4 protein-coding genes are annotated in these 6000 nt (G+C 28.0%); 2 read left to right on the top strand and 2 right to left on the bottom strand.

Going from position 1 to position 6000, the window contains the following annotated elements:
- Nucleotides 1-329: 329 nt before the first annotated feature.
- Both Q3223_RS16910 and Q3223_RS16905 read left to right on the top strand, forming a co-directional pair.
- On the top strand, nt 330-2432 hold the full coding sequence (locus tag Q3223_RS16910) for an EAL domain-containing protein (protein ID WP_407812234.1): 2103 nt from the start codon (nt 330-332) through the stop codon (nt 2430-2432).
- A gap of 199 nt (nt 2433-2631) precedes the next feature.
- Nucleotides 2632-3450, top strand: coding sequence for a MerR family transcriptional regulator (locus tag Q3223_RS16905; protein ID WP_074179003.1), 819 nt, complete (start codon nt 2632-2634; stop codon nt 3448-3450).
- 129 nt (nt 3451-3579) lie between these two features.
- Here Q3223_RS16905 and feoB read toward each other — a convergent pair whose 3' ends face one another.
- Together feoB and Q3223_RS16895 are read right to left on the bottom strand one after the other, a co-directional pair.
- Nucleotides 3580-5700 (bottom strand): ferrous iron transport protein B, encoded by a 2121-nt coding sequence (gene feoB / locus Q3223_RS16900; protein WP_054270010.1) that lies wholly within the window; start codon nt 5698-5700, stop codon nt 3580-3582.
- Nucleotides 5701-5725: 25 nt separating this feature from the next.
- Entirely contained in the window at nt 5726-5953 is a 228-nt protein-coding gene (locus Q3223_RS16895) for a FeoA family protein (protein ID WP_003420037.1), read from the bottom strand.
- Nucleotides 5954-6000: the final 47 nt, after the last annotated feature.

Genomic DNA, 6000 nt, shown 5'->3' with positions numbered 1-6000 from the left:
TATATTATTAATATTATTTTTTATTATCTTAAATTTTAAAGTAATAAAAAATATACAGTTTATTTCTTATATCTAATTTTATAAAGATAAATACAGCAGTAAAATTTAATATAAGGCTGATAAGCATTATATACAATAATCTTGTTCAAATTGATAATATGATATTGATGTATTTTTTTTTATCAACTATAATCTAAAATATGAAGTAATAAGTTTTTTTATTAAATTGTATATTTAATGTATATATAAATGACAAATAAATCCTCTGTAATAAAAATAATTCTAGGAATGTGGTTATAAATAATAGCAATGATGAAGGAGGTAAGTATATGAACAAACATAATCTTGAGGTTATATTAAATCAGCTACAGATTAATATATATATTACAGATATTCATACTGATAAAATTATTTTCATGAATGAAAATATGAAAAAAGAATATAATATTTCAGCTCCAGAAGGAAAAGTTTGTTGGGAGGTATTATATACTGAAAAAAATGCCCCATGTAGTTTTTGTAAAGTCTTAGAGCTGTTAAAGAATAATAAAAAAGGAACATTAATAAAGTGGTATGAAAAATGTAATAAGTTAAATCAAGTTTTTGAAAATTATGATAGTCTAATTTCATGGCAAGATGGTACAGTTGTTCATATACACCAATCTATAGATATTACAAATTCCAAAAGCTTAAATGAGCAAGGTAAAGTTGAAGAATTTTATCAAATATCAAATAATAAAGAAGAAAGAGATTATCTTGAAGATTTTAATGCCTTAAGAAGTAAATTTGATTATGATTCTACATTACTTTATGATGCTTTGATTAGAGGTACAGATGAATATATATATATTTGTAATATGAAAACAGGAGTATTTCGATATTCACCATCACAAGTTGAATTATTTGATTTGCCAGGAGAAATTGTAGAAAGTCCAATTATTTACTGGAAGAGCATTGTACATCCAGAAGACTGGGACCGTTTTTATAAGTCAAATATGGAAATAGGTAAAAATAATATGGATTATCATTCAGTTGAATTCCGGGCTAAAAATCGCAGTGGAGAATATATTTGGTTAAGATGTAGAGGACAATTAATGCGTGATGAGTTTGGAGAACCAAGTATTTTTGCAGGAATAATGACACAGTTAGGGAAACAAAATAAGATTGACCCATTAACACAACTGTTGAATTACTATGAATTTATGAGTGTGTTTGAAGATAAACTTTCAAATCCGATGATTGAAAAATTATGTATAGTATTATTGAATATCGACGATTTTAAAAATGTTAATGAGATGTATGATAGAGATTTTGGAGATAATATAATAAAAACTTTAGCACAATCTATACAATCTATTTTACCAGGTAATGCTGAACTTTATAAACTTGATGGTGATGAACTGGGAATTCTCGTTGATAATGTTGAGGAAAAAGAGATTCAACTTTTATATGAGCAAATACAAAATTTAATTATACATCTTCACCTATGGAGAAAATATGGATTAAATATAACAATTTCTGCTGGGTGTGTTATATATCCAAAACATGGGGATACAGTAAAAGAACTTAGTAAATATGCTAGCTATTCTTTACAGTATGCTAAAGATCATGGTAAGAATAGAATTGTTTTTTTCTCTGAAAAAATATTAAAAAATAAAATGTACTCTGTAGCAATGATGTGGGAGTTGAAAGCATCAATCAATGATAATTTTAGGGGATTTAGTCTTAGATTTCAGCCACAAGTAGATACACAAAGCCATAATATAATAGGTGTAGAAGTACTTTTAAGATGGACTAATAGTGAAGGTAAAGCAATTTCTCCTTTAGAATTTATTCCAATTTTAGAAGAAAATGATATGATAAATACTGTAGGAGCATGGGTACTTCGGATGGCATTACGTACTTGTGGAGAATGGATTGTTGATTATCCATTTTTTACAGTGAGTGTAAATATTTCAGCTGTTCAAATATTAGAGGATACATTTATTGAAGATATAATAAAAATTATAGATGAAGAAAATTTTCCTTATAAAAATCTTGTTTTAGAATTAACTGAAAGCCATACAGTGCAGAATATGAGTATTTTACAATATAAGTTTAAAGTTTTACAAGAATTAGGCATTCGTATTGCTATGGATGATTTTGGTACAGGATATTCATCATTAGAAGTTTTAAAATTTGCACCAATAGATATAGTGAAGATTGATAGAGTCTTTGTTAAAGATATATTAAAAAGTAAGTTTGATGCTACATTTATACATTTTATTGTTGCAATTTGTCACGATGTAGAAATAAAAGTTTGTTTAGAGGGAGTGGAAACAAGAGAAGAGTATGATTTAGTTAAACAAATGCAACCAGATTACATACAAGGATATTTTTTTGGAAAGCCACAAACAGCAAGTGAGATTTTAGATATTTTAAAAATAGACAATTGATACTAATCAAAAAGGTAGAATCTATAAATAGTTGCTACCTTTTTTAGTGAGCAATAAAGTGTATAATTAAAAATTTAGTAAAGTGTTTGATAATTCATCATTTAAGATGATAAAAAATAAATAAGAATTGCTTGATTTAGCCAATAATAAAGAATATAGTAACTATATAGACAACAAAACGAAAAGGAGTGTATAACCCTTGGAAAAACAGTATTTTACCACAGGAGAATTTGCAAAGTTGTGTGGAATATCTAAACAGACATTAATTTTTTACGATAAAATGGGGATTTTTTCTCCAGAATATAAAGACAAAAATAATTATAGATATTATTCGATTTATCAATATGATACATTAGACATATTACAATCATTAAGGGAAATAGGAATGAGTCTAGAGGAAATAAAAGAATATATACAAAATAGAAGTCCTCAACTTTGCGTGAAAATGCTTAAAGAAGAAGAAAAAAATATAAGAGAAAAAATAAAAAAATTAAGAAAAATAAGTTCAAAGATACAAAACAGAATAAATACAACAGTTGAAGGAATTTCTAAAATGAATAGTGAAGAAATTTATATGTCTAAAAGATTTGAGGAATACTTAGTCTTATCAAGTGACTTGACTAGTATAAGTAATGGCGATTTCATGATGGAATTAATAGATTTCACTAATTACTGTAAATCAAAAAATTTGTATCAAGGATATGAGTTAGGAGCAATGGTAAGTAATGAGAATATAAAAAATGGAGACTACTTAAGCATAGCAAGTTTCTATTTGAAAATAGATAAAAAAATAAAAGAAAAAAAGTTATATATAAAACCAGAGGGAATATATGCATGTATAAAGCATATTGGAAAATATGAAGACTCATATAAATCTTATGAGAAGTTGAAAAAATATATATATGAGAATGAATATAAAATTGTTGGAAATTCATATGAGGAGAGTATACTCGATTTCTTTTGTGAAAGTAATGAAGATAATTATATGACTGAGATTTCAATCCAAGTATCTAGATAAGAATCAAAAAGAGATATATTCAAACATTAAGTAATTATACTTAGTATTGAGTATATCTCTATATTTTATAATAGTATATAAAGGTTTAAACAGTATCTATAAGGTACATTTAATGTCAGTAAATACTAATTATATGAATAAATTGTAAATTGTAGTTGTTAAAAAACAAACAACAAAAGCAAGTACAGTAGGCATTAAGAATCCTAAGGCAGTCCATTTTAGACTTCCAGTTTCTCTTTTTATTGTTAAAAGTGTTGTTGCACAAGGCCAGTGTAGTAAACTGAACAGCATAACATTTAAAGCTGTCAAATAAGTCCATCCATGTTCTCTAAGAACTTGACCTAAAGCACTAAAGCTATCTAATTCTATCATAGAACCAGTTGCTAGGTAAGCCATCAGAAGTATAGGTATAACTATCTCATTTGCTGGGAAACCAAGAATAAAAGCCATCAATATAAAACCATCAAGACCAATTACTTTAGCTAAAGGGTCCAAAAAATTTGCAACATGTGATAATATGCTTAAATCTCCTATATAGATATTTGCAAATATCCAAGTTATTACACCAGCAGGTATGGCTACCATTACAGCTCTTCCTAAAACAAATATTGTTCTATCTATTATGGAAGTATATAAAGTTCTTCCTATTTGAGGAACTCTATAAGGGGGAAGTTCCAATGTAAAAGTTGAAGGAACTCCTTTTAATAATGTCTTAGAAAGAGTATAAGAAACTAACAATGTTATTAAAACACCTAAAATTATCAATAAAGTTATACAAAATGCAGTTGCTATACTTGATACAAAAGAGCTAGTTATAACTGAGCTAAAAAATATTGTAGATATAGCTATTAGAGTAGGAAAACGACCATTACAAGGTACAAAGTTATTCGTAAGTATAGCTATAAGTCTTTCCCTTGGAGAGTCAATTATTCTACAACCAATGACTCCAGCTGCATTACATCCAAATCCCATACACATAGTCAAACACTGTTTACCATGTGCACAAGCTTTTTTAAATAGGTGATCTAAGTTAAATGCAACTCTTGGCAAATATCCAAAATCCTCAAGCAAGGTAAATAATGGGAAGAATATTGCCATAGGAGGTAACATTACAGAAATTACCCATGCTAAGGTTCTATACAATCCTAAAACCAACATATCATTTAACCATGATGGACAGTTAATACTATTTAACACGCTTGAAATACTTGGCTCAAATCCAAGTAGCAAATTAGACAGTAAAGTGGATGGATAGTTAGCACCTTCTATAGTAATCCACAATATAGTACCTAATAATAAAAGCATTATTGGAAGCCCAAATACTTTGGATGTTAATATTTTATCTACTTTTTCTTCTCTATCAGTTGATTTTTTAGGAATGTTAGAAGAACATTCCTCACTTAATTTTTTAGCATAATCATAGTTAATCTTAGTAAATTCATCTCTGATTTTCTGTTTATTTATATCATTTGGAACTTTTTTCTTTACTTCATTAATAGCATCTATTGAATCTTTATCTATATAGTTGCTCATAGATTCAAAAATACTTTCATCACCATCAATAAGTCTAAGACCTAACCATCTAGAATTTATATTTGGCATGATGTTATCCAATTCTGGCTGAATTGATTTTACCATATCTTCTATATTTTCACTATATTTTACAGGTTTATTATTGAACTTATATTTATCAAAAGACACATCATTTAAAGTATCTAATAGTTCATCCATACCAGAACCACTTCTTGCAGCAGTTAAAACAACTGGAATGCCAAGAGATTCCTCTAGGAGTTCTGTATTTATAGTAATTCCTTTTTTCCTAGCTTCATCTATTAAATTTATACATAAAATAACTTTATCTGTAAGTTCCATCACTTGAAACACCAAATTTAAATTTCTTTCAAGACATGTAGCATCACATACTACTATTACTGCATCTGGATTACCAAAACATATAAAATCGCGAGCCACAATTTCTTCTTGTGACAAGGCAAATAGAGAATATGTTCCTGGCAAATCGATTAATGCATACTCAGCATTTTTATATTTAAAATTACCTCGAGCTGTAGCTACAGTCTTTCCTGGCCAATTTCCAGTATGTTGTCTAAGCCCTGTAAGATGATTAAATACAGTACTTTTACCTGTATTTGGATTACCAGCCAATGCAATTACAAACTGGTCTTCTTTGTTATCTATATCAAACATGTCTTTTAAAGAACTCATTTTGGTTGAGTTGTGTGTCAAACCCATATTAATATCCTCCCGCTAGAAAATTTTAAATGTCAGAAACTAATATTAAGCTACTTTCTTCTTGTCGTAGAGCTATCTTACTACCTCTGATTTTGTAGACAGTTAAATTGTTTTTTGGACCTTTTCTAACTACATCTATAACAGCTCCTCTAGTAAGACCAAGCGCTAACATTCTTTCTCTTAAATTACCACTGGACAATATATCTTCAACTTTAACAGTTTTTTTCACTTGAATGTCGTTAAGGTTTTTCATAGTAGCACCTCCATGCATGAAATTTAGCCTGAGCTAATCTTCTTATT

The sequence above is a fragment of the Clostridioides sp. GD02367 genome (assembly GCF_045900275.1).
Classification (GTDB): Bacteria; Bacillota; Clostridia; order Peptostreptococcales; family Peptostreptococcaceae; genus Clostridioides; species Clostridioides difficile_A.
Note: the sequence above shows the minus strand (reverse complement) of the source record. Positions and strands in the feature narration are given on the sequence as shown.

Bases quoted from the DNA above. Each gene is read 5' to 3' on its own strand.
- feoB (WP_054270010.1), bottom strand. From the start codon at position 5,700: ATGGGTTTGACACACAACTCAACCAAAATGAGTTCTTTAAAAGACATG.
- Q3223_RS16895 (WP_003420037.1), bottom strand. From the start codon at position 5,953: ATGAAAAACCTTAACGACATTCAAGTGAAAAAAACTGTTAAAGTTGAA.
- Q3223_RS16910 (WP_407812234.1), top strand. From the start codon at position 330: ATGAACAAACATAATCTTGAGGTTATATTAAATCAGCTACAGATTAAT.